The organism is Pseudonocardia sp. Cha107L01, from assembly GCF_052566575.1.
Genome location: NZ_CP199579.1, coordinates 9,027,649 through 9,054,500 on the forward strand (window position 1 = coordinate 9,027,649; position 26,852 = coordinate 9,054,500).

The following is a 26,852-nucleotide window of genomic DNA, read 5'->3' on the forward strand; positions in this document are numbered from 1 at the left end:
TCCCCACCAACGACCGCACACAGAACCGAGGAAGACCATGAAGGCAGTACGGGCGCACCGCCGGGGCGACCACACCGTCCTCGTCCATGAGGACGCACCGATGCCGGGCACCGACGTCGGTGACGGATCGTGCGGGTGCACGCGGCGTCGTTCACGCCGGACGAACTGAGCTGGCCGGTGACCTGGACGGACCGGGCCGGCCGCGACCGCACCCCGTCGATCCCCGGCCACGAGGTGTCCGGCGTGGTCGCCGAACTCGGCTACGGCACCACCGGCCTCGCGGTCGGCGACCGGGTCTTCGGGCTCACCGACCGGCACCGGGACGGCGCCGCCGCCGAGTACCTCGCGGCGGAGGCCCGCGACCTGGCACTACTGCCCGACGGTGTCGACCACACGGTGGGCGCCGCGCTGCCGAAGCGGGACGGCGGCGCGGGTAAGGTCGTGTTGCAGGTGTGAGCCGGAGTGGCGGTGGCTGGCGGGCGCCACCCGCCGCTACTGGCGCTGGCTGGGCAGCTCACCCCTGGCCATCTTGGCGGCGACGTCCCGGCGCATCGCCAGCAGCCCACCCCAGACCAGCGCGAACACCACACCCAGGGCCCCCAGCGCACCGACCAGGAACCCGCAGGCGATCATCACGACCTGCAGCGCGGCTCCCAGCCAAGGCCCCCAGGGGCGGCTGAGGTACCGGGTCGTCATGATCATCGCAACGGCCAGTGCGAGCACCACGACGACGCCGAGCGCGCCGCCGTTGTCGCCGATCTTGGTGACCACCAACAGGGTCAGCAGGACGACGATCGCCTCCAGGATCAGCGTCGCGGCCAGCACGCCTCGGAAGCCCTTCCAGGGATCCGGCGCCGGCCGGGTCACGCCGGCCGACCCCGACTCGGACGACGCTGCCGCTGCCGCAGGCGACGCCGACGCTGCCGACTCCGACGCTGCCGACTCCGACACTGCCGACTCCGACACTGCCGACTCCGACACTGCCGGATCCGATGCTGCCGGCACCGCGGGCTCGTCCCGTTCCGGAGATCCTGCCGGCTCGGTCACGGCGTGACCTTGCCGAACAGCACCCGTGCCTCGCCGGCGGTGACCACCGAGCCGGTCACCACGACGCCACCGCCGGCCAGCGAGGCGCCTTCCTCGTCGACCTCCTCGGCCATCTGCACGGCCTGCTCGATCGCGTCGTCCAGCCGGGTCTCCACGGTGACCCGCTCGCCGCCGAACACGCCGACCGCGACGGCCGCCAGCTCGTCGACGTCCAGCGCCCGGGGCGAGCCGTTCTGGGTGACCACGACCTCGTCGAGCACCGGTTCGAGCTCCTCGAGCATCCCGGTCACGTCCTTGTCCCGCAGTACCGCGACCACCCCGATGAGGCGCCGGAAGCCGAACTCGTCGGTCAGCGCCGCCGCCAGCGCCCGGGCCCCGTGCGGGTTGTGCGCGGCGTCCACCAGCACGGCCGGCGCGGTGCGCACCCGCTCCAGCCGCCCCGGCGCGGTCACCCCGGCGAACGCGGCGCGCACGCCGTCCACGTCCAGCTGCCGGTCCGCGCCGGCACCCAGCAGCGCCTCGGCCGCGGCCAGCGCCACCGCAGCGTTGCCGGCCTGGTGCTCGCCGTGCAGCGGCAGGAACACGTCGGTGTAGGCGCCGCCCAGCCCCTGCAGCTTGAGCAGCTGCCCGCCCACCGCCTTGTCCCGGCGCAGCACGCCGAACTCGAGACCCTGCCTGGCCACCGTGGCGCCCAGCTCGACGCAGCGCTCCAACAGCACCGCGGCGGCCTCGGCCTGCTGGGTGGACAGCACCGCGATGGAGCCGGGTTTGATGATGCCGGCCTTCTCGGCGGCGATGCCGGCCAGGTCGGAGCCGAGGTACTCCTCGTGGTCGATCCCGATCGGCGTGATCACCGAGACCGCGCCGTCCGCCACGTTGGTGGCGTCCCAGCGACCGCCGAGGCCGGTCTCCACCACGGCGACCTCGACCGGGGCGTCCGCGAACGCGGCGAACGCCATCGCGGTGAGCACCTCGAACTTGCTCAACGCCGGCTGCCCGGGTTCGCGCCCGGCGTCCACCAGCTCGATGTAGGGCTTGATCTCCCGGTACACCTCGACGTAGCGCTCCCGGGAGATCGGGGCGCCGTCGAGGGTGATCCGCTCGGTGGCCCGCTGCAGGTGCGGGCTGGTGTAGCGGCCGGTGCGCAGGCCGGCCTCGGAGAGCAGCGCGTCGATCATGCGGGCGGTGGACGTCTTGCCGTTGGTGCCGGCCACGTGCACCACCGGGTACGCCCGCTGCGGGTCGCCCAGCAGGTCGGTCAGCGCCCGGATCCGGTCCAGGGACGGCTCGATGTCCGTCTCGGGCCAGCGCTTGTCCAGCTCTGCCTCGACCGCGGCGAACTCGGCGGCGGCCCGTTCCTCGGCCTCCCGAAGTCGTTCCTGCTCCGCTTCGGCGGCCCCTCGGTTAGTAGTCGGCACCGTCGATCAGCCCTCCGGGATCGCGGTCAGCGCCGCGCGGATCCGCTCGATGTCGGCCACCGCGGCCTCCCGCCTGGCCGCGATGCCGGCCACCACGTCGGCCGGGGCGCGCTCGGTGAACTTGGGGTTGCCCAGCTTGGCCTCGGTACCGGACAGCTCCTTCTCCGCAACCGCCAGGTCCTTGGTCAGCCGGGCCCGCTCGGCGGCCAGGTCGATGGTCCCCGAGGTGTCGAGCTCGACCCGGACCGGTCCCGCCGCGAGGCCGACCTCGACGGTGGCGGTCGGGGTGAAGCCGTCCTCGACCGCACCCAACCGGGCCAGCGCGCGCACCGCGTCCAGCTGGTCCCCGAGACCGGCCGAGTCGGCGCCGGCCAGCCGGGCGGGCACCCACTGCCCCGGCCGCAGCCCCTGGTCGGCACGGAACCGGCGCACCTCGGTGACCAGCTTCTGGACCGCCGCTATCCGCTCGGCGACGGCTGTGTCCGGGCCCGACCCGGCCTGCTCGGTCAGCCGAGGCCAGGACGCCACCACCAGCGACTCCTCGCCGGTCAGCGCGGTCCACAGCGTCTCGGTGAGGAACGGCATGATCGGGTGCAGCAGGCGCAGCAGCACGTCCAGGGTGTTGCCGAGCACGGCCCGGGTGGTCTCCGCCCGTGCCGTGTTGCCGTCAGCACTCTGGCCGATCTGGACCTTGGCAAGCTCGAGGTACCAGTCGCAGAACTCGTCCCAGGTGAAGTGGTAGAGCAGCTCGGTGGCCTTGGCGAACTGGAAGTCCTCCAGCAGCGCGTCCACCTCGGCGGTCACCGCGCCGACCCGGTCGAGGATCCAGCGGTCGGCGTCGGTCAGCTGCGCCGGGTCGATCTCGCCGTCCACATCGGCGCCGTTGGCGAGCGCGAACCGGGCCGCGTTCCACAGCTTGGTGCCGAAGTTGCGCGAGCCGGCCACCCATTCCTCGGACAGCGACATGTCCGAGCCCGGGTTGGAGCCCCTGGCCAGGGTGAACCGCAGCGCGTCGGCGCCGTAGGTGTCCATCAGGGCCAGCGGGTCGATGGTGTTGCCCCGTGACTTGGACATCTTCTTGCCGAACTGGTCGCGGATCAGCCCGTGCAGGAAGACGTGCTCGAACGGCGGCGTTCCGTCCATCGCGTACAGCCCGAGCATCATCATCCGGGCGACCCAGAAGAACAGGATGTCGTAGCCGGTGACCAGCACCGATGTCGGGTAGTAGTGCCGCAGGTCGGCGGTGTCGTCGGGCCAGCCGAGGGTCGAGAACGGCCACAGCCCGGAGGAGAACCAGGTGTCCAGCACGTCCGGGTCCTGGGTCCAGCCCTCGCCCGGCGGCTGCTCGTCCGGCCCGACGCAGCGCACCGCACCGTCGGGGCCGTACCAGACCGGGATCCGGTGCCCCCACCACAGCTGCCGCGAGATGGTCCAGTCGTGCATGTTGTCGACCCAGTCGAAGTAGCGCTTCTCCAGCTCCTTCGGGTGGACCTGGGTGCGACCGTCGCGCACCGCGTCGCCGGCCGCGCGGGCCAGCGGCTCGACCTTGACGAACCACTGCTTGCTCAGCCGGGGCTCGACGACGGTGTCGCAGCGGCTGCAGTGCCCGACGCTGTGGCTGTAGGGCCGCTTCTCCGCCACGATCCGGCCCTGAGCGCGCAGCTCCTCGCGGACGGCCTCGCGTGCGGCGAACCGGTCGAGACCGTCGAACCGGGTACCGGAGTTCGCGATCACCGCGCCCTCGTCCATGATCGACGGCATGGCCAGGTCGTGCCGGCGGCCGATCTCGAAGTCGTTCGGGTCGTGCGCCGGGGTGACCTTCACCGCGCCGGTACCGAAGGCCGGGTCGACGTGCTCGTCGGCCACCACCGGGATGCGCCGCCCGACGATCGGCAGCTCGATCTCGGTGCCGACCAGGTGCGCGTACCGCTCGTCGTCCGGGTGCACCGCGACGCCGGTGTCACCCAACATCGTCTCCACCCGGGTGGTGGCGACGACGATCGAGCGGTCCCCGTCGCCGTACCGGATGGAGACCAGCTCGCCGTCGTCGTCGTGGTGGTCCACCTCGATGTCGGACAGCGCGGTCCGGCAGCGCGGACACCAGTTGATGATCCGCTCGGCCCGGTAGATCAGCTCGTCGTCGAAGAGCCGCTTGAAGATCGTCTGCACGGACCGGGACAGGCCCTCGTCCAGGGTGAACCGCTCGCGGGACCAGTCGACCCCGTCGCCGAGGCGGCGCATCTGGCCGAGGATGGTGCCGCCGGACTCGGCCTTCCACTCCCAGACCTTCTCCACGAACTGCTCGCGTCCAAGATCATGACGAGTCGTGGAGTCAGAAGCGGCGAGCTGGCGCTCCACCACGTTCTGGGTGGCGATGCCGGCGTGGTCCATGCCGGGCAGCCACAGCGCGTCGTAACCCTGCATCCGACGCCGCCGGGTCAGGATGTCGATCAGCGTGTGGTCCATCGCGTGGCCGAGGTGCAGGCTGCCGGTCACGTTGGGCGGCGGGATCACGATGCAGAACGGGGGCTTGCCGCTGTCCGGGTCGCCGGTGAAGTAGCCGGCATCCACCCAGCGCTGGTAAAGCCGCGCCTCCACCGACGCCGGCTCCCACCGGGACGGGAGTTCGGCGCGCTGCTGGGGTGGAAGTGTCTCGGTCACCACTCGAGTCTACGAGCCCCGTCGGCGGCGCCTCGACCGTGTCGAACCTGGCCGGGATACAGCTCCGCCAACGCTCTGCTAGCGAGTCAGGCGGCCGGCAGCAGCGCGGCGTACATCCGGTCGAACCCGAGCCACCGGGCCAGCCGCCGCTCCCGTACCGCGGCCACCGGCACCACCCGGACCTCGCCGCTGCTGGGCTCGTACACCCACCAGCCCGCCTCGCCGGCCGTGTCGTCCCGGCCCAGTGCCAGCACGTAGTGCCGGGGCAGCCTCGCGCCGACCAGCAGCGGGACCCGCTCGCCCAGTGCCAGCGCCCGGTCCACCTCGCTGACCAGGCGGGCGGACCGTCGACCGGCCGCCCAGCGGACCCGGTACGGCCCGACGCCGGTCGCCCGTCGGGCCAGCCACCGGGTCATCCCCCACGGCGTGGTGCCCAGCGCCCTGGGCCAGCACAGGTTGCTCTGCCGGTGCACCAGCAGCTGACGCCGGTCGAAGCGGGTGCCGAACCCCGGGTCGTCAGGCTGGCCGTCGGGCATGACGTCCGGCGCGGTGAGGCTCAGCGCGAGCACCGGGTCCGCGCCGGTGGCCAGCACGAGCAGGACCGCGGTGCCGCAGGTGGTGGCGTCCACCTGGTCGATCCGTGCGCCGAGGCGGTACTGCCCGCCGGGTACCCCGTCGACAAGGCGCAGCCGGGTGGCCACCCAGTCCGGCGGTTTCCCGGCGATCCGCTCGGCGAGGGTCAGCACGTCCCGCGCGGGGTGGCCGGCCGCCAGCGCCGCCCGCAGGTACGCGCGGTCCGCGGCTCGGGCGTCGCCCAACGCGGCACGGACCCGTTCGCCGATCTCCGGGTGGAACACGGCCAGCCGGCGCTCGACTCGGGCCGCCTGCCACCGGGTCAGCCCGTCCGGGTCCCGGCCCGGTGGGGCTGACCCGAGAGGGCTCACCGCGGCCGCGCGGACTCCCACCCCTTCGCCCGCTGACTCAGCTGTTGGGCGAGCCTCGCCACCTCGGCGTCCGGCGCGGTGCCCGGGTCCATCCCTCGGCCGGCGGCCAGCCCGAGCAGGAACGCGGTGACGGGGGCAGCCGGGCGAGCCACGCAGTGCGCAACGTCGGCGGTCAGGTCCAGCACGGCGGTTGTGGTCGCCGCCTGATCGGACAGGTCCAGTTCAAGGTCGGCGCATACGGCCGCGATCCAATCCGACATCGTGCTCATGACCGGTCAACCTACCGTGGCCGCCTCGGCGCTCAGCGGGCGAACAGCGGGACGACCTTGATCAGAAGCTGCCAGACCCCGTAGAGGAACGGCACCAGCACCCACAACCAGGCCACCGCGGTGATCACCAGCCGCGTGGCCGAACGGGCCGGCGCCGCACCGGAGGCTGTGTCCGACATGAGCTACGCCGCCTCTCTGGCCACCGCACGGCCCCCGGCGGGCTCGTGGAACTTCGGGTCGACCGGTTTGATCAGCTCGTTGCACACGAAGCCGACGACGAGCAGGCCGATCATGATCCGGAACGACAGCGTGTACAGGTCGGTACCGGACAGCCCGGCGGCCTTCTGCTTGTCGGCGATGGCGTCGACGATGATCGGGCCGAGGACGCCGGCGACCGACCACGCGGTGAGCAGCCGGCCGTGGATCGCGCCGACCTCGAAGGTGCCGAACAGGTCCCGCAGGTACGCCGGCACGGTGGCGAACCCGGCGCCGTAGAACGACAGGATCAGCATCGCGGCGATCAGGAACACGGCCTTGTTGGCGTTGCCGACCAGCAGCAGCACCAGGTAGAGCACCGCGCCGACACCCAGGTAGAAGCGGTAGATGTTCTTGCGGCCGATCAGGTCGGACGTACTCGACCAGATGAACCGGCCCAGCATGTTGGCCAGCGACAGGATCGCCACGAACCCGGCGGCCACCGCGGTGAGCGTCTTCGCCGGCGCCTCGCCGCGGAAGAAGTCCTGGTAGATCGGCGCGGCGCGCTCCAGGATGCCGATGCCGGCGGTCACGTTGAAGCACAGCACCACCCACAGCAGCCAGAACTGCGGCGTCTTGATCGCGTTGCGGGCGGACACGTTCCCCGCCGTGACCAGCGGCCGCTCGCGCACCGAGGCCGCGTCCCAGCCGGCCGGCGCCCAGTCGTCGGCCGGTACCCGGATCAGCAGCCAGCCCATCGACATGAAGATCGCGTAGCCGATCCCCATCACCAGGAAGGTCTTGGCGATCCCACCCGGGTGCGCACCGGCGCCGCTGCCGCCGAACGAGGTCAGCAGCGAGGTGGACCACGGCGAGGCGATCAGCGCGCCGCCGCCGAAGCCCATGATCGCGATGCCGGTGGCCATCCCGGGCCGGTCCGGGAACCACTTGATCAACGTGGACACCGGCGAGATGTACCCGATGCCCAGCCCGATCCCGCCGATGAACCCGTAACCCACCACAACCAGCCAGTACTGACCCAGCGCCATGCCCGCCGCCGAGACCAGGAATCCGGTCGAGAAGCACGCGGTGGCCACCACCATCGCCCAGCGCGGACCCCGGTGGTCGACGGCGGTGCCGAACAGGGCCGCGGACACCCCCAGCATCACGATGCCCAGCGTGAACGGCAGCGCGCTCAGCGTGCCCGCCCAACTGCTGCCCTTCAGCAGCGTCGCACTGAGCGGGTCCTTGAACACACTCCACGCGTAGGCCTGGCCGATCGCCAGGTGGATCGACAGCGCGGCCGGCGGGATCAGCCACCGGCTCCAACCCGGCGGAGCGACGATCCGCTCGCGATCGAGGAACCCAGTCGAAGCCATCACACTGCTCCCGTCCCGGCACGCCGTTTGCATACAGTCGTAGTTGGGAAGCTATGACCGGGCCCGAGTTGTTGCAATAGTAAGAATCAGATCGGATACAAAATGCAAGGCTTCGCCGGCGGCCCGTCCCGGGCGGCCGGCCTGAGGAGGTTTCGTGGGACGGCTGATCGCCAGGACCTCGGTGCAGCGACTGACCCCGAACGGGTCCCGGCGCGCGCCCGACCGACTGGCAGTCGAGGAACCGCTCGAGATCCGGGTGGACGGCAAGGCGTTGGCCGTGACCATGCGGACCCCCGGGCACGACGTCGAGCTGGCGCACGGGTTCCTGCTCACCGAGGGCGTCATCGGCGCGGTGCCGGACGTGTCCAGCGCGCGGTACTGCGACTCGGTCGATGACGAGGGCCGCAACACCTACAACGTGCTCGACGTGGCGCTCGGCCCCGGGGTGCCGCCGCCGGACCCCGGCGTGGAGCGGAACTTCTACACCACCTCGTCCTGCGGGGTGTGCGGCAAGGCATCGCTGGACGCGGTGCGACTGAAGACCCGGTTCTCACCGGCCGCCGACCCGGTGGTGGTGCCGTTCTCGGTGCTGACCACCCTGCCGGACCGGTTGCGTGCCGCGCAGCGGGTGTTCGAGAGCACCGGCGGGCTGCACGCGGCCGGGCTGTTCGAGGCGGACGGCACGCTGCTGGTGGTCCGGGAGGACGTCGGGCGGCACAACGCGGTGGACAAGGTGCTGGGCTGGGCGCTGCTACAGGGCCGGATCCCGGCGGCCGGCTGCGTGCTGATGGTGTCCGGCCGGGCGTCCTTCGAGCTGACCCAGAAGGCGGTGATGGCCGGCGTGCCGATGCTGTCCGCCGTCTCGGCGCCGTCCTCGCTGGCGGTGGACCTGGCCGCCGAGGCGGGGGTCACCCTGGTCGGCTTCCTGCGCGGCGAGTCCGCCAACGTCTACACCGGCGCCGAACGGATCAGCCTGCCCGCCCCGACCCCCACCGAGACCGAACCCGAACAGCACCCCGTTTCCGCTGCTCAGACCCCGTGAGTGGCGAGTGGTCCCGGGGGCCCACTCGCCACTCACGAGGTTCCAGCTGGGGATTTACGTGGTGTAGTCGGCGTTGATGCGGATGTAGCCGTCGGTCAGGTCGCAGCCGTAGACCGTGAACGCCCCGTCGGCGATGCCCAGCTCGACGGTGATGACGACCTCGGCCCCCCGCAGGTGCTCGGACGCCGCCGCCAGCACCTCGTCGGTCGAGGCCGCCGGGTAGGTCTCCACGTCGCCGAACCGGATGACCACCTCGGCCGGGTCGATGTCCAGCTCGTCCTCGCACTTGCCGACCGCCATCGCCACCCGCCCCCAGTTCGGGTCGGCGCCGTGCACCGCCGTCTTGACCAGTGGCGAGTTCACGATGGTCTTGGCGACCCGCTTGGCCTGCGCGTCGTCGCGGGCTCCGAGCACCCGCACCTCGATCAGCTTGCTGGCGCCCTCACCGTCCGAGGCGACGGCACGGACCAGGGTGAGCGCGGCCGTGTAGAGCACCTCCTCGAACTCCCGCTCGTCCACCGGGCCGGCCTGGCCGTTGGCGAAGATGGCCGCCGTGTCGCTGGTGGACGTGTCGGTGTCGATGCTCAGCGCATTGAAGGTCCGGTCGACCACCCGCCGGAAGATCCGGTCCAGGGTCGGCTGCTCCAGTTCGGCGTCGGTGAAGAAGAACGTGAGCAGGGTGGCCATGTTCGGCTCGATCATGCCGACGCCCTTGGCGATCCCGACGACCGTCGCCGCGCCGCAGCGCAGCGAGACATGCTTGGCCACCGTGTCGGTGGTCATGATCGCGGCGGCGGCGGCCGGGAAGTCGGCCGGCCCCATCGGTTGGGGCGCCTCGGCGAGCCCGGCACGCACCCGGTCCATCGGGTACTGGCGCCCGATCACCCCGGTCGAGGCGATCAGCACCTCCTCAGCGGCCACCCCGGCCCGGTCCGCGACGAGCTCGCGCACCTCGCGGGCGTTCGCCAGCCCCTCCGCCCCGGTGGCCACGTTGGCGTTGCGGGAGATCACCGCGATGCCCCGCGCGGTGCCCTTCGCCGCCGAGTCCCGGCTGAGCAGGATGCTGGGCCCGGCGAACCGGGAGCGGGTGAACACGGCCGAGACGGCGGCCGGCACGGTGGACAGCACGGCGGTGAAGTCCGGCGCCTCGTCCTTGATACCCAGGGCCGTGGTCCAACCGACGTACCCCAACGGGCCCTGTGCTGGCGCCGACATGCGTCCCCCTCAGCTCGCCATCTGCATACTGATTCGCATCTAAGCATAATCATGCTTGGCCGGCCAGTGCGTCCGGAAACGCCAACGGGGGCGTCCGGATGGACGCCCCCGTCGGTCTCACGAAGCTGTCAGGCGGAACGATCCCGGCGTTCGCGGCGGGCCGGCTGGCGCGGCACGATCGTCGGGTTCACGTTCTCCTTGACGGTCTTCTCGCTGACCAGCACCTTGGCCACGTCGTCCCGGCTCGGGATGTCATACATGACCGGGAGCAGGACCTCTTCCATGATGGCGCGCAGGCCGCGGGCGCCAGTACCCCGCAGGATGGCCTGGTCGGCCACCGCCTCCAGCGCGTCCTCGGAGAACTCCAGCTCGACGCCGTCCATCTCGAAGAGCTTGCGGTACTGCTTGACCAGCGCGTTGCGCGGCTCGGTGAGGATCCGGACCAGGGCTTCCTTGTCCAGGCTGGTCACCGAGGCGACCATCGGCAGCCGGCCGATGAACTCCGGGATCAGCCCGAACTTGATCAGGTCCTCGGGCATCACGTCGCTGAAGTTCTCGCTGGAGTCCAGGTCCTTCTTGGAGCGGATCTCGGAGCCGAAGCCGATGCCGCGCTTGCCGGACCGGTCACCGATGATCTTCTCCAGCCCGGCGAACGCGCCGGCCACGATGAACAGCACGTTCGTCGTGTCGATCTGGATGAACTCCTGGTGCGGGTGCTTGCGCCCACCCTGCGGCGGCACCGATGCGGTGGTGCCCTCCAGGATCTTCAGCAGCGCCTGCTGCACGCCCTCGCCGGAGACGTCCCTGGTGATCGAGGGGTTCTCCGACTTGCGGGCGATCTTGTCGACCTCGTCGATGTAGATGATCCCGGTCTCGGCCCGCTTGACGTCGTAGTCGGCCGCCTGGATGAGCTTGAGCAGGATGTTCTCGACATCCTCCCCGACGTAGCCGGCTTCGGTGAGCGCGGTGGCGTCGGCGATGGCGAACGGCACGTTGAGCATCTTGGCGAGCGTCTGCGCCAGGTAGGTCTTCCCGCAGCCGGTCGGCCCGAGCATCAGGATGTTCGACTTGGCCAGCTCGACCCCGTCGTTCGCGTCACCCCGGCCCTTGTCGCCGGCCTGGATGCGCTTGTAGTGGTTGTAGACCGCCACCGACAGGGTGCGCTTGGTCGCGCTCTGGCCGATTACATACTGGTCGAGGAAGTCGTGGATCTCGGCGGGCTTGGGCAGCTCGTCGAGCTTGACCTCACCGGCCTCGGCCAACTCCTCTTCGATGATCTCGTTGCAGAGATCGATGCACTCGTCGCAGATGTACACGCCGGGTCCAGCGATCAGTTTCTTAACCTGCTTCTGGCTCTTCCCGCAGAAGGAGCACTTGAGCAGGTCACCGCCGTCACCGATGCGAGCCATGTGTGCGTACCTAACATCCCATCCGACGTGCCCGAGTGGCGCGCCTCTAGTGACCGTACTCGTCAAACCCGCTCTGAGGGGAGCACAAGAGTGCCCCCAATCGGCGAGGGGAGGCGGCAGGCCGCCATGACTGGCGTGTCGCGCACCTGACCGCCCACCGCCCCACCCATCCGGTCTAGCTAGTTGCCTACCACCGAGAGCTTCCGGCTCTGGATGATTTCGTCCACAATGCCGTACTCCTTGGCCTCATCGGCGGTCAAAATCTTGTCCCGCTCGATATCGGCCCGGACGAGTGCATCGTCGCGGCCGGTGTGCCGGGCCAGCGTGGTCTCCAGCAGCCGGCGCATCCGGGAGATCTCAGCCGCCTGGATCTCCAGGTCGGAGACCTGACCGTAGACGCCCTCGAAGGCCGGCTGGTGGATCAGGATCCGCGCGTTGGTGACGGCGAGGCGCTTGCCGGGGGTACCGGCGGCGAGCAGCACCGCGGCCGCCGAGGCCGCCTGTCCGAGGCACACCGTCTGGATGTCCGGACGGATGTACTGCATCGTGTCGTAGATCGCCATCAGCGAGGTGAACGACCCGCCGGGCGAGTTGATGTAAATCGTGATGTCCCGGTCCGGGTCGGTGGACTCCAGCACGAGCAGCTGGGCCATCACATCGTTCGCCGAGGCGTCGTCGATCTGCACCCCGAGGAAGATGATGCGCTCCTCGAAGAGCTTGTTGTAGGGGTTGGACTCCTTGACCCCGTAGCTGGTGCGCTCGATGAACGAGGGCAGCACGTAGCGGGACTGGGGCTGGAGCCGGTCTGGGATCTGGGAACTGGGTTCGTGGCGCACGGCTTCTCCTCTTACTTCCCGCTCGGCTCTTGGGCTACGCGGGACACGACGTAGTCGATGAAGCCGTACTCCAAGGCTTCCTGGGCGGTGAACCACCGGTCCCGGTCCGAGTCAGCGGTGATCTTCTCGACGCTCTGCCCGGTCTGCTCGGCGATCAGCTCGGCCATGACCCGCTTGTGCCGGCGGAACTGCTCGGCCTGGATGGCGATGTCCGACTCGGTGCCACCGACGCCGGCGGACGGCTGGTGCATCAGGATCTGGGCGTGCGGCAGCGAGAAGCGCTTGCCCTTGGTGCCGGCCGACAGCAGGAACTGGCCCATCGAGGCAGCCAGGCCCATCGCGTAGGTGGCCACGTCGCACTCGATGAACTGCATCGTGTCGTAGATGGCCATCCCGGCGTTGACCGAACCACCGGGCGAGTTGATGTACAGCCGGATGTCCGCCTCGGAGTCCTCGGCGGAGAGCAGCAGCAGCTGCGCCACGATGCGATTGGCGATCTCGTCGTCGACCTGCTGTCCGAGCACGATGATGCGCTGCTGCAACAGCCGCTCGTAGACCGAGTCCCCCAGCGTCATCGACGCCGCCGCGGCCCGCATCTGCGGCTCCCGCGGAGTAGATGGGTACTGCGTCACGTCTGCCTGCTTTCTGTTCGGTGTCCGCTGTCGACGCGGTCGTGGTACCGACCCTAGCCAAGCTCGACGTCGATCAGGCCGTGAACACTCGCGCGTTCGCTCAGAGCACAGGACCGAACCGACGTACCGCCTCAGGCCTTCGCCGGGGCGGACTCCTGCTCGACCTGGTCGCCGGCGTCGTCGCTCGCCTCGCCGGCCTCGACCTGGTCGCCGGCCTCGGTCCCCTCGACCTGGTCGCCGGCCTCCGCGTCGATCACCTCCGCGTCGATCACCTCCGCGTCGGCGGAGCCGTCGTCGCCGAGGAACTCGGAGAGATCCACCTCGGTGCCGGCCTCGTCGGTCACGGTTGCCTGGCGGACCACGCTGGCCAGCGCCTTGCCCCGGCGCACGTCGGCGTAGACCGCGCCGAGCTGGCCGGCCTGCTGGGTGCGCTGCAGGAACTCCTCCGGGGCGATCCCGAAGCGCTGCGCCTGCGAGACGATCTGCTGGGTCAGCTCCATGTCGCTGACGCCGACCTCCTCGGCGTCCGCGACGGCGTCCAGCACCAGCTGCGTCTTGACCGACCGCTCAGCGTCCTTCTTGGCCTCCGCGTCGAACTCCTCGCGGGTCTGGCCCTGCTCGGTCAGCCATTCCGCGAAGCGCGCCTCGTCGTGGTCGAAGGCGTGGATGGCGTCGTGCGTGCGGACCTCGAGCTCGGCCTCGAGCACGCTGCCCGGCAGCGGAACCTCGGTGGCGTCGAGCAGCGCCTCCAGCACCTTGTCCCTGGCCTGCGCGGCCTGCTGCATGCGCTTGGCCTTGCCGAGCCGGTCGCGCAGGTCGGCGCGCAGCTCGTCCAGGGTGTCGAACTCGCTGGCCAGCTGGGCGAACTCGTCGTCCGCCTCGGGCAGCTCGCGCTCCTTGACCGCGGTGACCTTCGCGGTCACAGCGGCCTCGCTGTTGGCGTGCTCGCCGGCCACCAGGGTGGTGGTGAAGGTCGTGGACTCGTCGGCGGACAGCCCGGTCAGCGCCTCGTCGATGCCTTCGATCAGGCCACCGGAGCCGATCTGGTAGGAGAGCCCGCTGGTGGCGGCCTCCTCGACCTCCTTGCCGTCCACCGTGGCGGACAGGTCGACCACCACGAAGTCGTCCTTCGCGGCCGGCCGCTCCACCCCGGTGAGGGTGCCGAACCGGCCACGCAGCGCGTCCAGCTGCTCGGCGACCTCGTCGTCGGAGACCTCGACGTCGTCGACGGTGACCGCGAACCCGGAGGCGTCCGGCAGGTCGAACTCGGGACGGATGTCGACCTCGGCGGTGAACGCGAGCTGTTCGCCGTCCTTGATCTCGGTGACCTCGATGTCCGGGCGGCCCAGCGGGCGGACCTCCTCAGCGGTCACCGCCTCGCTGTACTTCGCGGGGATCGCCTCGTTCACGACCTCGTCAAGCACCACTCCGCGGCCAAGCCGGCTCTCCAGAATGCGCGCCGGCGCCTTGCCCGGCCGGAAGCCCGGGATGCGGACCTGCTGAGCGAGCTTGCGGTAGGCGCGGTCGAAGTTCGGCTTAAGCTCGTCGAAGGGCACCTCGACGTTGATCTTCACCCGCGTCGGGCTCAGCTGCTCGACGGTGCTCTTCACGTAATCTCCTCGTGCGGATCGCATGCGTATGGAGCCGGCGCCATAGCCTCAACCGACCACGACGCGCGGCTTACACGGGTGCGGCGGCCGCCGAGGCACAGGTACCGATACTCGACCCACTCGGGGGTCTCCGGGCGAGTCTAGGCGACTCCCGTCAACATGCCGTCGCTGGCTGGTGCTGACGCGGCCGACTCTGTCACCTCATGGTGGAACGCGCGGGCCGTCCGGTGAGCACGCAGTCACCACAGAACCCGCCCTGGACCACCCGGTAGTACAGGCAGCAGGACCGTCGGCGGAACGCCCAGGGGCCCTCCAGGGTGCCCGATCCGGCCAGTGCACCGGTGTCCAGCAGCCCGGCCACCAGCTGCCGGGCCCGGGTCGCCGCGGCCGGCCTCGCGCGCGCCACCATCCCGCCGGCGGCGACCACGGCGGACGCCGCGTTGCCGCGCAAGGTGCGCCTGGACACCGACACCGCGGCCCGGACGGCGTCGGCAAGAGCCTCCAGGTGGGGCTCGACCAACACCTCGGCGAGGATCGCGGCCAGTTCGCCCGGTTCGGGCCGCCGCGCCGGGTCCGTGCCGGACTCCCACAGCGGCAGCGGGCCGGTCACCGCCGGGCGCCAGTGCAGCGTGTCCGGCGACCAGGGCGGCACCAGCTGGTGCACCGACGCGGCCGCGAGGACCGGCGACACCAGCCGGGCGGCGAGCCCCTGGTAGGTGATCGAGGCGGCCACCCGGGGTTCCGCGCCGCCCAGCGCCTCGGCCACCACCCGGATGCGGGCGGCCAGCGGCTCCGGGTCGGTGTAGAGCTCGCGCAGCGGACGCCAGCTGTCGTCCACCACCTCGGCGGGGTTGGCGGACGCGGCGAAGAACGGCCCGATGGCGGCCACGTCGTCCAACGCGGCCCGGATGTCCCCGGTGGTCACGGCATCTCCCCGTTCGGCACGGCACCAGCACGAAATCGGCACGGCACCGGCCGGCATCAGCACGGCGCCCGTCCAGTCCATCACGGCGCCGCACCGGCGAGCGCGGCCGCCAGGCCGAAGACCACGGCCATCACCACCAGCTCCAGGCCGAGCCAGCGGGCCAGCGGCGCCGGCGACCCGGACCGCCCGCCCGCCAGGCCGGCCATCCTGCCCAGCAGCCGCCGCCGGGCCCGCCAGCCCAGCCCGAGCAGCACCACCAGGCAGGCCGCCTTGGCCAGTACCAGCAGCCCGTAGCCGGTGTTCACCAGCGCAACCGGGGTGGGCAGCCGGAACACCGCGCTGAGCACGCCGGTGACCGCGACCGTGCCGGCGCAGTAGCCGGCGACGGTGGAGAACCGGGGCAGCGCGACGGCCACCAGGCGCGGCTGCCCCGCGAGCACCAGCACGACCGCGAGCAGCCCGCCGACCCACCCGCTGGCGGCGACCACGTGCAGCGCGATGGCCAGCACCGCCGGGTCGTGGCTGTCGTGGCCAGCGGCGTGCCCGGTCACCGGTCCGGCCAGCATGCCGAGCAGGCCGGCGCCGACGGCCAGCTCCGGGTATCGGGGCCGGTCGACCTGGCCGGCGCGCGAGCCGCCGCCCGGGTGGGCCGAAGCCGCCCTCGCCCACCGGACGAGCGCGGAGAGCTGTAGGCACATCAGCAGCACCGCACAGCCCAGGGTCAGCAGCAGACCTCGACCGGCCGCGATCTCACCCGCGTAGTCGCCGAGCACAGCCGGCGACACATCGAAGGGGCCGGTACCCGCCGCATCGGCCGCCTGCAACCACAGCGCCAGCAGCGCGGCGATCGCCCAGCCGGCCCCGAGTTGCACACCCAGCCGGGCGGCGCTGCGCAACGCGGCGCTCCGGGCCCGCGCGCCGGCGTCCGCCCCGGCACGCTCCCGGCCGGTGGCGCGCCCGTCGACCAGCAGCGGCAGCAGCGCGAGCCCGATCCCGGCCGCACCCAGCCCGTCGGTGGCCAACCGGGCCACCGCGACCGCCAGGCCGACCCCGGACCGGACCGCGCCGACCCCGGCACCGCCCTGGTCGAGCCCGCCCACCCAGGTGCCGACCAGCACGGCGACCAGCGCGCCGAGGCCTAGCCCGGCGGGCAGCGCCCAGCCGACCCGCACCGTGCGCGCTCCCGACCGCATCGCCGACCTCTCCGCCCGCACTACCGCGGGCCTGTCCGCCGAGGGCACCGGCGGTTCGCCAGCCCCGACGGTCCGGCCGAGGGTCCGTTCCCCGGTGTGGCCGCGGGACGGTCCGCGCCGGTCGCGGGCCACTGTGGGCCACCTCCACCGGGCCGGTGCGAGCGCGGCGGCCGGTATCCGACCCACGATCCAGCGGCTGTGTCGATCACACACATCGGTTGATCTCTCCGCCCATTCGGGTGCCTCGCGGGCGCATCAGGCGGTCGGACGGCCCCGGTGGTGGTAATGATCTCGGATGCTCGACAAGACGCAAACCCGGGAGGAGTGGTCGACGAGCTTCTGCTCGCTCGTGGCCAGCGAACTCCAACAAGGGACACATCGCGGTCTGCTGACGTCCGCCGAAGCGCATCAGCTGACCACCAGGTTTCTCATTCTGCTCGAACAGGCCCTCGACCTCCCGTCGCTGCGGCCAGGCACCGCCACTCCCAATCCCTGGCAGTGGGCGGCCTCCTGACCGCACGAACGGGTCTCTTCCGCTCGACACCGACACACGCCATTCGTATCCGGCACACCCGCGAACAACGGGTGTGCCGGGTGCAAGCGGCGGGTGCCCCCCAGTGCGGCTGGACCTCGGCGGTCGCCGACCAGGCGTCGCCCCTCGCCCCGCACCGTCACGGCTCCACCCACCCGGCCCCGACGGCCGCCCGCTCCGGCGGGATGGCGTCACCGGGCACGCTCTGGACGCGACGGAGTCGCCCTCTGCTATAACAAGTGATTGAACTGTGGTCGACCCTAGCTGGGAGCCCCGATGAGTGAATCCCCGTTCGTTCGCCCGGTCGATGCGGTCTCGGTCGCCGACCGGGTGACGTCGGAGATTCGCCGCGCGATCCTGGCCGGCCGGCTGCGCCCCGGGCAGGAGTTCTCGCTGCGCCACATCGCCGGCCAGCTGGGGGTCAGCTTCATCCCGGTGCGCGAGGCGCTGCGCAGTCTGGAGGCGGAGGGGCTGCTCATCACCCGCCGCGGCCGCAGCGCCACCGTTGCCCCGCTGGACCCCGACGAGCTGCACGGGATCTGCCAGCTCCGCCGCCGCATCGAACCGGATCTGGCCGCCAGGGCGTGCGTGCTGACCACGGCGGCCGACCTCGATGTGCTCGAGGCGCACATCGCGCTCGCGCAGGACTCGCAGGGCCACTCCGACGAGCGCTACGACGCGCACCGGGGTGTGCTGCGCGACCTGCTCCAGCCCGCGGCCACCAGCTGGGACCTGCGCATGCTGCAGATGCTGTGGCGCGCGACCGAGCGCTACCTGCGGGTCGGCTTCGACCTGCTGGACCGCACCGCGGGCGACGCCACCCGCCTGGCCTCGGCCCAGTACGCGCTGGTCGCCGCGTACCGCGCCAAGGACCCCCAGACGGCCCACACGGCGATGCTGCGCCACGTGGACTGGAGCGAGAACATCGCCGACCGGGGCCTGGCCGCCGCGAGCTGACCGCGGCGGGCGCGCGCTAGCCGTGCGCACCCGGCCACGGGCCCGGCGGGACGGGCGCCACCTGCTCCTCCTCGGTCGATTCCCGGTAGACCTGGAATCCGCGCGCGGTGTAGTTCCGCAGCGCGTTCGGCCCGTCCAGCGTGCAGGTGTGTACCCACACCAACTCGACCGGCGCGAGCTCGGCGAACCGCTCGTGCAGCGTCCAGGCACGGCGGATGCCCTCGGTCAGCAGCTGCCCGCCGAGGCCGCGACCGATGAACCGAGGCAACAGGCCGAAGTAGGCGATCTCGGCATGTGTCCCGATCGCCTTCGCCGGACTCGAGGCGGCGAGCTCGACGTAGCCGGCCGGTGCGCCGTTGCGCCAGGCCACCCAGATCTCGGACCCGGGCCGCCGCAGCCGGTCGGTCCACTGGGTGAGGGTCCACGCCAGCCGGTCCGTCCAGTGCCAGTCGCCGCCGACGGCGGTGTACAGGAACCGGGCGAACTCCGGTGCCGGCTCGCCGACCCGGACGATCGACGCCGGTTCGGGCGGCGGCTTCGCGGGCCGCAGGTCGGACGGATCGAGCTGCCGCAGCGACGTGGTCGTGATGAGCACCCGACCATTCAACGGCCCGCGATCCGGTTTCGGCCCACCCGATCCCAGCGAGTGGTTCACCCACTCGCGGCGCGTCGCAGCAGCTCGCGGTCTTGATCAGCTATCTTGCGCCGTATCGGAGCAGGTCTCGAGGGATCGCTAGGGGTTTTCAGCTGTCGGTAGGGATGTGTGTAAAAACGTGTATTTCTGTGTGACATTAGAGGCGTGAAGCTCAGTGTATGGGCCAAGGAGAACGGCGTTTCGTACCGTGCCGCGCTCAGCTGGTTCCACGCCGGGACGTTGCCGGTGCCCGCACGGCAGCTCGCGACCGGCACGATTCTCGTCGACCCGCCGGGCCGCGATACCGGCGTGACCGTCGCGTACTGCCGTGTGTCGTCGCACGAGCAGAAGGCAGACCTTGAACGGCAGGCCGGGCGGGTCCTGGTCGAGTCCTCGAAGCGCGGTCTGTCGATCGACCGCACCGTCACCGAGATCGGTTCCGGGCTCAACGGGCGCCGCGCGAAGCTGCGCAAGCTGCTCGCCGACCCGACCGTTTCGGTGATCGTGGTCGAGCACCGGGACCGGCTCGCCCGCTTCGGTGTGGAGTACCTCGAAGCGGCCTTGGCCGCGCACGGTCGCTGTATCGTCGTCCTCGACGATAACGAGCTGGAAGACGACCTGGTCCGCGACTTGACCGAGGTTCTGACCGCAATGTGCGCCCCCTTGTACGGGCGCCGCTCCGCCGCCCGCCGGGCCGCTGCCGCCGTGCACGCAGCAGCCAACCAGCCAGGCGAGGACGAGTCATGATCCGCGCCTACCTGTTCGCGCTCGACCCGACCGACCAGCAGGTTGAGGCGATGCGGTCGCATTGCGGCGCGCAGCGCGTCGCCTACAACTGGTGTCTTGCCCAGGTACGGGCGAACTGGGCGCAGCGCGCCGCTGAGCAGACCTACGGGCTCGCGGGCGACCAGCTCACCCCGTGGATCAACACATCGGCCTACAGCCTGCGCAAGGCGTGGAACGCCGCCAAGGACGAGGTGGCCCCGTGGTGGGCGGAGAACAGCAAAGAGGCGTACGCCTCCGGGTGCGCGAACCTCTCGACCGCCCTGGGCAACCGGCGCGACGGCCGTGCCCGGATGCCCCGGTTCAAATCGAAGCACCGTGCCCGCCTGACGTGTCGGTTCACCACCGGCGCGTTCGGTCTCAGCGCGGACCGCCGTCACATCCGGCTGCCTGTCATCGGCCCCGTGCGTACCTGCGAGTCCACTCGCAAGCTCGCCCGCAAGGTCGAGGCCGAGACCGCCCGTATCCGGTCGCTGACCCTGTCCTACCAGCGTGGCCGCTGGCACGTCGCGTTCTCCGTCGAGGTCGACGAACCCGCACCGCCGCCACGGGACGACGGCCGGATAGTCGGCGTGGACCTGGGTATCAAGGAGTTGGCGACGCTGTCGACCGGCGAACACGTGCCCAACACACGGCGTCTGGACCGAGAGCTGCGCAACTTGCGTCGCGTCCAGCGGACGTGCGCTCGACGTCGCGGCCCGGACCGACGCACCCGACAGGAGTCATCGAACCGGTGGCGCAAGGCCCGCGCCCGCGCCGAGCAGATCCACACGCGGGTGGCCAACCTCCGCCGCAACGACACTCACCAGCTCACCACTCGCCTGGTGCGGGACTTCGACACCATCGAGATCGAGGACCTGCACGTCGCCGGGATGCTGCGCAACCACCGGCTGGCCCGCCACATTGCTGGGGCGAACTGGGCGGAGACCCGCCGCCAGCTCACCTACAAGGCCGAGCGCGCCGGTGCGCGCCTGGTCGTGGCCCACCGATGGTTCGCCAGCTCCAAGACCTGCTCGGAATGCGGCACAGCGAAAGCCAAGCTGAGCCTGTCCGAGCGGACGTACATCTGCCTGGCCTGCGGGATCGTCCTGGACCGGGATGAGAACGCAGCCCGCAACCTGGCCGCCCTCGCAGCGACCGACACCCGCGAGTTGCGCGGGGAGCAGCCCGAAGGAACTGGTGTCAGACGAGACCGGCTTGCCGGGAACGCAACCAGACTGCCTCGGGAAGACCGTGCGAACGGTCAAAGTCATCACCGCAAGGCGATGGCTCGATGATCGGGACAGAGCGTCACGCTTCATCGAACGGTGCGAGTCCGTCCAGAATCCGGCGGTGGGCCAAGCGTCGTCGAGGTCGAGTAGGTCACCTACCCGGCCGTATGCACACACGGAAACGGCCGCCACTCCCGCGGGGGCGGAGCAGGTGGCGCGACACCGTCGACCCCGCGACGAAGTTGCCCAGAACCCCGGCAGCGCCGTATGTCAGCAGAAACATGCAGAGCAGAGCCGGGCTCACCTTGGTGATCTCTTGCAGGAATGGCGTCACATAAGTGTAGGCCCTGAAATGGGCGAGTACCACAAGAAAAGTGGCGACCAGCCCCAACCGAATGGAGCGCCTACGAAGCAGGTCGCGCAGCACGCCCCACTGGGTAACGCGCACCGGCGGCAACGGCGGCAGCAGCATGACCAGCGTGGCCAGCACCCCCAGGGTCAGCCCGCCCATCACTCCGAACGCCGCCCGCCAACCGACGAGATGCCCGATCAAGGTGGCCGCCGGGACGCCGAGCACTGACCCCAGCGGCACTGCGGAGAAGATCATCGCCGTGGCTCTGGCCACCGATTTCTCCGGCACCAGGCGTACCGCGAGGCCGGCACCGATAGACCAGAACCCGCCGATCACCAGCCCGACCAGCACTCGGCCGAGCAACATGACCCAGTAGGCCGGAGCGGCCGCCGCCAGCAGGTCCGCCAGTGCCAGCAGGACCATCAGCGCGCAGAGCATCACCCGTCGGTCGAGTCGGCCGGTGGCCACGGTGACCAGTGGACGATCGCGGCGACGGTTCCGGGCATTATCATCATCGTGCCGGCGGTACCGTCCGAAATGCGGAAACTCGACCCCACCGACGTCAGCAAGCCGATCGGCAGTATCTCGGTGGTGACGATCGAGAAGATGCCCATCGTCACCGCGAGAACGGCGAGCCACCTTGTCCTTGGAGCACTAATCGAGGGGTCAGAAATTGCGGACACGGGCATGGCTCCCATCCTGAATTGGTCGGCCCAGTGGCCGGATGACCAATTACAGCGGGCGCCGCGGGTACCGGTCTGGCGGTTTTGCGACGACGTGGTCCGGTATGCACACCCGACTCAGGTCAGCAGCAGCTTCATCCCCTCGTGGGAGGAGACGAAGCCGAGCCGTTCGTAGAACCGGTGCGCATCGGTGCGGGACCTGTCGGTGGTGAGCTGCACGATGGGGCAGTCCCGCCGGCCGGCCTCCTGGATGGCCCACCGGATCATGAACTCACCCAGCCGCCGGCCGCGGAGCTCCCGGTGCACGCGTACCGACTCGATCTGCGCCCGCCGGGCACCGCGCCGGGAGAGCCCCGGGATGAATGAGAGCTGCATGGTTCCGACCAGCCGCTGCTCGGCACACGCGGCCACCAGAAGGTGCGCTCGGTCGGCGTCGATCTCCCGGAACGCCCGCCGATAGGGCTCCAGGGCGGCCACATCCTGCTCGGCGGTCTCGCGCGCCGACCCGAGGTGGTCGTCGGCGAGGAGCGCGACCAGGCCCGGTACATCGTCGAGCACCGCGCGCCGCAGCACCACCGGCGGGCTCGCTCCGTCCATGACCGCCAGTACGTCCATCAGGCCAACCTAGTGTCGCGGACCTCAGGCGGCCTGTCCTCTAGAGATCATCGAGCGTGGGAACTGGCTGGTCCGTTGTTTCGTCTGCCCGCTCCAGCTACTACCCGAGAGGGGTAACGTCGCGTCACCGACAGGGCTGTCTGGTGTCGACCCTGGCGCGTCCATTGTTCACCGAGACCAACGTCAGTCCGGTATTTTTCGCCGAGATCCAGACTCAGGTTTCTTTCGACGCAGCTCACCCCTGGAGCCAGCGGCCTGAGTCAATCGACCGGTCACCGAATGTGACTGTCGCGGCGTAGCGGCGGACGGCGGTCTGTCGATCATGACCGCGATTCCCCGGCGTGAGCGTCGGTCACATCAACTCGCTAACACTTGGGATCGCTAGCGGTAACCGGTGACGTCGGCCGGCTTGCCCGCGTCCTGCACCTCGACGACGTACCGCCAGCAGTCCGGGCGGCTGCCGTCGAGGTCGGTGAAGCCGTAGACCTTGGCCAGGTCGCCGCTGGTCAGTGACTGCCCGTTCCAGCGCGACAGGTCGGGATCCTGGGCGAGCGCCGCGACGGCACGGCCGACGAACGCCACCCTGCCTGCCAGCGGTGCCTGCATGCGGCCGAAACTAACAGGACGGTCCAAGCGCATTCGGCGACGTCGCGCCCGGTGGTCTCACAGCCCGACCACGTGGTCCGGTCTGCTGGTGTAGACCGCGCCGGCGCCACCGTCCACGGTGATCTCCGCCCCGCCGACGATCCGGCTGGTCGCGTCGACGGTGCCCACCACGCAGGGAATGCCCAGGTCACGGCAGGCGATGGACACATCGGAGAGCGCGCCGCCGGAATCCGTCACCACCCCGACCGCCGTGGTCAGCAGCGGCACCCAGGACGGCCCGGCGGAGGGCAGCACCAGCACATCCCCGGGCCGCAGGCCGTGCCCGCGCGCCGGATCGGCCAGCACCCGCGCTCGGCCCGTCGCGGTGCCGGCGCTGGTGGCGGTACCGGGCAGCGTGCTCCGCTGGCGCCCCCGCAACGGCAGGGCATCGCGGCGCCGCGACCAGCCCACCACCGGGCCCGGCGGACCGACGGTGACGAACGGTGGCTGGTACCTGGCCAGGGCGTGGAAGTCGTACTCCCGCATCCGCAGCGTCTCGCCGAACGCGGCCGGCTCGGCCACGAACGCGGGGAGCTCGGCGCCCAGCAACATGAACACCTGGCCGATGTTGTCGAGCACCCCGGTGCCGACCTGCCGACGACCGAGCTCGCGGACCGCGAGGCGCTGCTCGTGATGCACCTGCGCCACGACCTGCCGGAACCGCTCACGGTGCCGCAGCCAGTGCCGTGTCGCATGCAGCGCGAGCTCAAAATCAGCGGTGGCCCGCGCCGAGCCGCCGATCGATGCCCGCACCGCCGAAGCGGTCGCCACACTGCGCTCGGCGCTGCGCCGGGCGCGGGACAGCGGGTCGGCGTGATCCGCGGCGAGCCGCATGTCGTTCAGAATCCGCAGCACGAGCCGGGGGTCGGTCTCCCAGGTGTCGGCGTTGAGCTCCCACTCCGCCGGTCCGAGGTGGCCGTACCGGGCCAGCAGCGCGTTGAGTCCCGAGCGGAACAGGGCCATCTCGCCGCCGCGGGCGTGCTCCACCTGATCGGCGACGGCGGTAATGCCCTGTTCGAACAGCCGGGGCAGCCTGACCGACCGGGCGACCTGCCGCCCGAGCGCCCACAGTTGAACCACCGGTTCGGCGAGCATCCCCCCGTACCCGGCCACCAGCGCGCCGTTCAGCGCCGGATGTCCCGCCCCTTCGGTCGAGGAGGCCAACAGGTCGCTGCTCACCGCGGTGCCCAGCTCGGCCCGGGCGAGCAGCAGCAGCGCGTCCTGGAGCTCGCCGCGCAGTCCGGTGAACCGGGCCACCAGCGCGGCATCGGAGCTGGCCGCCAGATCCGGTCGGGCCCCGCGCCGCTCCGCCGGCCCCGCGGCGGCGTCCTCCGGGCACATCCCCTCGGGGGACAGCGTCGACTCGGTCCAGGCGTCCAGCCGATCCTCGGCAACGCCCGGCACCGGCTGCTCGTCGCGGCGCCGGGGCACGTCGGGCCGCTCGGCCAGGTACTGGCGGGCGAACGCCATCGGGTCGCCACCCGCCGCGTACTCGCCCAGCTGCCGCAGCAGGGAGGTGTCCAGGTAGAGATGGGAACCGAACCGGAGTACCGGATGATGCCCCTCGGCACCGGTTCCCAGCCCACAGTCCCGGTAGGCCCGCAGCCACGCGGGACCGAGCTCCGCGCCGATCCCCCCGGTGGCGGTCAGCGGACTCAGCGCACCCGGGCACATCTCCCCCACCACCGCGCGCGAGTACAGCGTCCCGGCCGCGGCGGGGTCGTCGAGTTCCCAATGCATGTCGGCCACGTGCTAGTCCTCGGCGAGCGCTCGGGCGGTCGCCGGGTCCTCCACCGGGGCGGTCTGCGTGGGGCGGGTCCAGCTCACCCGCAGCGGGATGGGGCCGTTGGGCAGCCACGGCTGTTCCCTGACGGCCTCGGCGACGTTCCAGGTGCCCCGCTCGACGACACCGAGCGCGGCATCGATCACCTTGTAGTGCTGGACCTTGCTGTGGATGGCCTGCGACTCCACCCAGGCGACGGTGAACTCCCCCGGCTCGAAGCCGCAGCGCGCCTGGAGCGCGGCGATCATCTGCTCGTCGTGCAGGTGCCCGTCGCCGAAGTTGAAGCCGATCAGCGAGTTGCACGCGAACTCGGCCTCGCGGACGGTGTAGCGGTCCAGCTCGGGCAGGTGGTTGATCAGCACCGAGAACAGCCCGCGCCCCTGGCTGTGCATCGAACGCCAGGCGATGGTCTGCTGCATGGTGATCTCGGCGACCGCCGCGGGGTACCCCATGGCCTGCAGCTGGTCGACCTGGTTCCCGCTCGCCCGGACGACGCCGTTGAGCTTCGACTCCGCGCCCGGGGTGAACGCCCACAGCGCCGAGGCCCAGTTGCCGGCGTACTGCCGCATCGACGGCAGGAAGGAGACCAGGTCGGGCCGCAGGTTGCCCAGTACCGGGAACACCAGCAGCGCGGCGGCGATGCCCACGGCCAGCCACGGCGAGGACATGTCGCCCACCCCGTACCCGGCCCACGCCGGGTGGCCCCAGAACAGGAACACCGCGGCGAACCCGAACAGCACGTTCCACTCCAGCGGGACCGCGAGCGGGAACGTCGAGATGATGAAGGCGTGGAACACCACCATGAGCGCCACGGCGAGCAACGTGACGGTCGGGCTGGTGGAGAACAGCAGGACCACCGGGGTGACGATCTCCACGACGGTTCCGCCGATGTGCGCGAGCAGACCCGCGGCCGGCGACGGGCGGATGTCGTCCGGGAAGTTGCGGTAGTGCGCGCGCTTGAGTGCCTTCGACGGGAGCCACGGGGTGTTGCTGATCATCGGTGACACCACGTTGGTGAAGTGGTGGCCGAACTTCGAGACGCCGGCCCCGATCCACACCACGCAGATCAGCAGCTTCAACGCGACCATCATGTCGACGTAGTCCAGCGTGGCGAAGAAGATCATCGCCGGCAGGTACTGCTCGCTGCGGGCCGCCAGGAAGATCGTCTTGTCGCGCAGCCCGACGAGCACGATCAGCACGATCGGCGCGACCAACAGGGCCGGGTCGATCAGGCCGCCTGCGCTGCCCGGCACCGTCGCCGACAGTGCCGCGCTCGGGTTACCGGCCAGCAGGATCGCGGCCAACATGGTGGCCAGGAACGCGACGTAGAGCACCGCGTCGAGGACGGTGCGGCGGTCGCCCCTGGTGAACGGGACACGCCCGGGCCAGGGTGGCAGCCGGATGGTCCCCGGACGTGCCCAGTACACGACTCCGCCGGTCATCGGCTTGAACTTGCCGGCTAGCGGACCCCAGGACCCGGCGACGCCCAGCCCCTCCAGCAGCATGGTCCACAGCACCATCTTCTGGTAGAAGATCGGCTGGCTCCACCAGCTGCCGAAGTCCCACAACGGGCCCAGCCCGGAGGTCCAGGACGCCAGGAACGAACCGATCAGCACATAGAGGACGAGCACCTTGGCGACGTAGATCGTGTGGATCATCCGGGGCGAGCCGAAGCCGTACTCCACCCAGTGCAGCGCCAGTGCCTTGGTGCGTTCCAGCAAGGGCTTGTCGAGGAACGTCTCGAGGTCCACTGGGGGGAAATCACCGGTCTTGAAACCCATGCTTCCGTCCGTTCTCTCTGCTTCATGGTGGGGAGCGGTGACTCACCTCCCCGACGCCGGAGGGTGCGGTGAAATGCGGCTTTCCTAGCTGTGGCCGGCGG

The 26,852-nt window shown here is 70.8% G+C and carries 25 protein-coding genes and 2 pseudogenes; 6 read left to right on the forward strand and 21 right to left on the reverse strand.

Translation table 11 applies throughout. From position 1 onward, the window contains the following. Nucleotides 1–100: 100 nt before the first annotated feature. A pseudogene (locus tag ACTXG6_RS42525) lies at nucleotides 101–414 on the forward strand (alcohol dehydrogenase catalytic domain-containing protein); the annotation flags it as partial. A gap of 78 nt (nucleotides 415–492) precedes the next feature. Here the strand turns inward: ACTXG6_RS42525 and ACTXG6_RS42530 are convergent. From ACTXG6_RS42530 to ACTXG6_RS42560, 7 genes are all read right to left on the reverse strand, one after another. Next, complete coding sequence (locus ACTXG6_RS42530; protein ID WP_445184968.1) at nucleotides 493–867, reverse strand: DUF4233 domain-containing protein; 375 nt, start codon at nucleotides 865–867, stop codon at nucleotides 493–495. A 176-nt stretch (nucleotides 868–1,043) separates the two neighbouring features. Continuing rightward, nucleotides 1,044–2,465, reverse strand: coding sequence for a bifunctional tetrahydrofolate synthase/dihydrofolate synthase (gene folC / locus ACTXG6_RS42535; protein ID WP_445184969.1), 1,422 nt, complete (start codon nucleotides 2,463–2,465; stop codon nucleotides 1,044–1,046). Between the two features lie 6 nt (nucleotides 2,466–2,471). After that, nucleotides 2,472–5,126: a valine--tRNA ligase gene (locus ACTXG6_RS42540; RefSeq protein WP_445184970.1), complete on the reverse strand. Its 2,655-nt coding sequence runs from the start codon at nucleotides 5,124–5,126 to the stop codon at nucleotides 2,472–2,474. An 86-nt stretch (nucleotides 5,127–5,212) separates the two neighbouring features. Beyond that, complete coding sequence (locus tag ACTXG6_RS42545) at nucleotides 5,213–6,070, reverse strand: hypothetical protein (RefSeq protein ID WP_445184971.1); 858 nt, start codon at nucleotides 6,068–6,070, stop codon at nucleotides 5,213–5,215. Then, nucleotides 6,067–6,339: a DUF6457 domain-containing protein gene (locus ACTXG6_RS42550; RefSeq protein ID WP_445184972.1), complete on the reverse strand. Its 273-nt coding sequence runs from the start codon at nucleotides 6,337–6,339 to the stop codon at nucleotides 6,067–6,069. Before ACTXG6_RS42550 ends, ACTXG6_RS42545 begins: the two co-directional genes overlap by 4 nt. A gap of 32 nt (nucleotides 6,340–6,371) precedes the next feature. Next, nucleotides 6,372–6,518 carry an MFS transporter small subunit gene (locus ACTXG6_RS42555; RefSeq protein ID WP_445184973.1) on the reverse strand — a complete coding sequence of 49 codons (147 nt, stop codon included), beginning with the start codon at nucleotides 6,516–6,518 and terminating at the stop codon, nucleotides 6,372–6,374. Between the two features lie 3 nt (nucleotides 6,519–6,521). Beyond that, complete coding sequence (locus tag ACTXG6_RS42560; protein ID WP_445184974.1) at nucleotides 6,522–7,913, reverse strand: OFA family MFS transporter; 1,392 nt, start codon at nucleotides 7,911–7,913, stop codon at nucleotides 6,522–6,524. Nucleotides 7,914–8,067: 154 nt separating this feature from the next. On the opposite strand from ACTXG6_RS42560, the gene fdhD reads away from it, so the two are divergent. Next, entirely contained in the window at nucleotides 8,068–8,955 is an 888-nt protein-coding gene (fdhD, locus tag ACTXG6_RS42565; RefSeq protein WP_445184975.1) for a formate dehydrogenase accessory sulfurtransferase FdhD, read from the forward strand. Nucleotides 8,956–9,009: 54 nt separating this feature from the next. On the opposite strand, the gene argJ is transcribed toward fdhD, so the two are convergent. The 7 genes from argJ to ACTXG6_RS42600 all read right to left on the reverse strand — a co-directional run bounded on the left by argJ (nucleotide 9,010) and on the right by ACTXG6_RS42600 (nucleotide 16,775). Beyond that, the gene (gene argJ, locus ACTXG6_RS42570) at nucleotides 9,010–10,170 is read right to left on the reverse strand and encodes a bifunctional glutamate N-acetyltransferase/amino-acid acetyltransferase ArgJ (protein ID WP_445184976.1); all 1,161 of its coding nucleotides are present in this window, start codon (nucleotides 10,168–10,170) and stop codon (nucleotides 9,010–9,012) included. 128 nt (nucleotides 10,171–10,298) lie between these two features. Beyond that, nucleotides 10,299–11,579: an ATP-dependent Clp protease ATP-binding subunit ClpX gene (gene clpX, locus ACTXG6_RS42575; protein WP_445184977.1), complete on the reverse strand. Its 1,281-nt coding sequence runs from the start codon at nucleotides 11,577–11,579 to the stop codon at nucleotides 10,299–10,301. 179 nt (nucleotides 11,580–11,758) lie between these two features. Next, nucleotides 11,759–12,415, reverse strand: a complete 657-nt coding sequence (locus ACTXG6_RS42580) for an ATP-dependent Clp protease proteolytic subunit (RefSeq protein ID WP_445184978.1) — start codon at nucleotides 12,413–12,415, stop codon at nucleotides 11,759–11,761. Nucleotides 12,416–12,426: 11 nt separating this feature from the next. Then, entirely contained in the window at nucleotides 12,427–13,011 is a 585-nt protein-coding gene (locus ACTXG6_RS42585; RefSeq protein WP_445184979.1) for an ATP-dependent Clp protease proteolytic subunit, read from the reverse strand. A gap of 167 nt (nucleotides 13,012–13,178) precedes the next feature. Then, complete coding sequence (gene tig, locus ACTXG6_RS42590; RefSeq protein WP_445184980.1) at nucleotides 13,179–14,657, reverse strand: trigger factor; 1,479 nt, start codon at nucleotides 14,655–14,657, stop codon at nucleotides 13,179–13,181. Between the two features lie 196 nt (nucleotides 14,658–14,853). After that, nucleotides 14,854–15,582, reverse strand: coding sequence for a (2Fe-2S)-binding protein (locus ACTXG6_RS42595; protein WP_445184981.1), 729 nt, complete (start codon nucleotides 15,580–15,582; stop codon nucleotides 14,854–14,856). Between the two features lie 80 nt (nucleotides 15,583–15,662). Further along, nucleotides 15,663–16,775 carry a copper resistance D family protein gene (locus ACTXG6_RS42600; protein ID WP_445184982.1) on the reverse strand — a complete coding sequence of 371 codons (1,113 nt, stop codon included), beginning with the start codon at nucleotides 16,773–16,775 and terminating at the stop codon, nucleotides 15,663–15,665. A gap of 295 nt (nucleotides 16,776–17,070) precedes the next feature. On the opposite strand from ACTXG6_RS42600, the gene ACTXG6_RS42605 reads away from it, so the two are divergent. Both ACTXG6_RS42605 and ACTXG6_RS42610 read left to right on the forward strand, forming a co-directional pair. Further along, on the forward strand, nucleotides 17,071–17,289 hold the full coding sequence (locus ACTXG6_RS42605; protein ID WP_445184983.1) for a hypothetical protein: 219 nt from the start codon (nucleotides 17,071–17,073) through the stop codon (nucleotides 17,287–17,289). Between the two features lie 294 nt (nucleotides 17,290–17,583). Then, nucleotides 17,584–18,264 carry a GntR family transcriptional regulator gene (locus ACTXG6_RS42610; protein ID WP_445184984.1) on the forward strand — a complete coding sequence of 227 codons (681 nt, stop codon included), beginning with the start codon at nucleotides 17,584–17,586 and terminating at the stop codon, nucleotides 18,262–18,264. Between the two features lie 16 nt (nucleotides 18,265–18,280). Here ACTXG6_RS42610 and ACTXG6_RS42615 read toward each other — a convergent pair whose 3' ends face one another. Further along, nucleotides 18,281–18,859, reverse strand: coding sequence for a GNAT family N-acetyltransferase (locus ACTXG6_RS42615; protein ID WP_445184985.1), 579 nt, complete (start codon nucleotides 18,857–18,859; stop codon nucleotides 18,281–18,283). 204 nt (nucleotides 18,860–19,063) lie between these two features. On the opposite strand from ACTXG6_RS42615, the gene ACTXG6_RS42620 reads away from it, so the two are divergent. Continuing rightward, nucleotides 19,064–19,645 (forward strand): IS607 family transposase, encoded by a 582-nt coding sequence (locus tag ACTXG6_RS42620; RefSeq protein WP_445184986.1) that lies wholly within the window; start codon nucleotides 19,064–19,066, stop codon nucleotides 19,643–19,645. After that, on the forward strand, nucleotides 19,642–20,958 hold the full coding sequence (tnpB, locus tag ACTXG6_RS42625; RefSeq protein ID WP_445184987.1) for an IS607 family element RNA-guided endonuclease TnpB: 1,317 nt from the start codon (nucleotides 19,642–19,644) through the stop codon (nucleotides 20,956–20,958). The genes ACTXG6_RS42620 and tnpB overlap by 4 nt, the downstream gene beginning before the upstream one ends. Before the next feature lie 85 nt (nucleotides 20,959–21,043). Here tnpB and ACTXG6_RS42630 read toward each other — a convergent pair whose 3' ends face one another. The 6 genes and pseudogenes from ACTXG6_RS42630 to ACTXG6_RS42655 all read right to left on the reverse strand — a co-directional run bounded on the left by ACTXG6_RS42630 (nucleotide 21,044) and on the right by ACTXG6_RS42655 (nucleotide 26,751). Continuing rightward, complete coding sequence (locus tag ACTXG6_RS42630) at nucleotides 21,044–21,682, reverse strand: MFS transporter (RefSeq protein ID WP_445184988.1); 639 nt, start codon at nucleotides 21,680–21,682, stop codon at nucleotides 21,044–21,046. Next, complete coding sequence (locus ACTXG6_RS42635; protein WP_445184989.1) at nucleotides 21,682–21,864, reverse strand: hypothetical protein; 183 nt, start codon at nucleotides 21,862–21,864, stop codon at nucleotides 21,682–21,684. The genes ACTXG6_RS42630 and ACTXG6_RS42635 overlap by 1 nt, the downstream gene beginning before the upstream one ends. 180 nt (nucleotides 21,865–22,044) lie before the next feature. Then, nucleotides 22,045–22,542 carry a GNAT family N-acetyltransferase gene (locus ACTXG6_RS42640; protein WP_445184990.1) on the reverse strand — a complete coding sequence of 166 codons (498 nt, stop codon included), beginning with the start codon at nucleotides 22,540–22,542 and terminating at the stop codon, nucleotides 22,045–22,047. A gap of 381 nt (nucleotides 22,543–22,923) precedes the next feature. Next, nucleotides 22,924–23,118: pseudogene (locus ACTXG6_RS42645) on the reverse strand (short-chain dehydrogenase); the annotation flags it as partial. An 87-nt stretch (nucleotides 23,119–23,205) separates the two neighbouring features. Further along, entirely contained in the window at nucleotides 23,206–24,927 is a 1,722-nt protein-coding gene (locus ACTXG6_RS42650) for a PEP-utilizing enzyme (RefSeq protein WP_445190274.1), read from the reverse strand. 12 nt (nucleotides 24,928–24,939) lie between these two features. Further along, nucleotides 24,940–26,751 (reverse strand): DUF3556 domain-containing protein, encoded by a 1,812-nt coding sequence (locus ACTXG6_RS42655; RefSeq protein WP_445184991.1) that lies wholly within the window; start codon nucleotides 26,749–26,751, stop codon nucleotides 24,940–24,942. Nucleotides 26,752–26,852: the final 101 nt, after the last annotated feature.